The sequence below is a fragment of the Lujinxingia vulgaris genome (assembly GCF_007997015.1).
In the GTDB taxonomy this organism is placed as follows: Bacteria; Myxococcota_A; Bradymonadia; order Bradymonadales; family Bradymonadaceae; genus Lujinxingia; species Lujinxingia vulgaris.
The window spans coordinates 1-760 of sequence record NZ_VOSM01000045.1 but is presented as its reverse complement, the minus strand read 5'-3'; the positions used below and the strand labels follow the sequence as shown (position 1 = coordinate 760).

The 760-nt window shown below is 63.2% G+C and carries 2 protein-coding genes; one reads left to right on the top strand and one right to left on the bottom strand.

Going from position 1 to position 760, the window contains the following annotated elements:
- Positions 1-64: 64 nt before the first annotated feature.
- Positions 65-430 (bottom strand): hypothetical protein, encoded by a 366-nt coding sequence (locus FRC98_RS21920; protein WP_230467882.1) that lies wholly within the window; start codon positions 428-430, stop codon positions 65-67.
- A gap of 61 nt (positions 431-491) precedes the next feature.
- On the opposite strand from FRC98_RS21920, the gene FRC98_RS21915 reads away from it, so the two are divergent.
- On the top strand, positions 492-760 hold a 269-nt coding region (locus FRC98_RS21915), incomplete at its 3' end, for a hypothetical protein (RefSeq protein WP_230467881.1).

The following is a 760-nucleotide window of genomic DNA, read 5'->3' as shown; positions in this document are numbered from 1 at the left end:
CGTTGTTGCAGCCCGCCGCAACCTCCGACGCAACAAAAAGGTGGGGTTTGCGGCCGTTGACCCGCTACGGATGTCGTGGGCAGAGTTGCGCGAAATGCGGGCCCATGAACGTCACGGAGCGGCGCCCGATGCCGCGTTCGAAGTTGAGCGACCCAAGTTCTTTGGAAATGGCGGCGCCTGGGTCGTGCTGCTGGCTGGCATCCTCGGCATGATCAGCTTTTCCCGCTTTGTGGATGCTCACGCCCTCATCGGTGGCGGACTCCTGCCACTCTCGACAACCGTTTCTGAACTCTGGGCTCATGTCGGCTACGGCTGGAACGATCTTGCCCAGCAGGTAGTAGCGGCGGATCCGTTCGCCGCCGTTCTCGCTGCTGTATCTCTTGGCCTTGCCGCTGGCGGCGCTGGCGGCGTGGTTGTGTGCGGCAGCCATTTCGGAACGCACCTGGGCGCCAACCCTAGCTGCCGTTGCGTGGACGGTCGCTCCGAGCTTCTTGGTCGCTCTCGGCGAGGGGCAACTAGGCGCTGTTCTTGCTCACATTCTGCTGCCGTGGCTGATTCTCACCGCGTTGCGCGCTGCCCACAACTGGGCGATGGCCGCACTGGCCGCTCTGCTCTTCGCCGTAATCACGGCCTCGGCGCCAAGCTTGATTCCCGCTCTCGTGATCGGACTCGTAGCGTGGATTGTGCTTCGCCCCAAGTCGACTCATCGTCTGATCTGGATTGTTCTTCCCGCCGCTGCGCTGTTTGCGCCGCTCGTGAT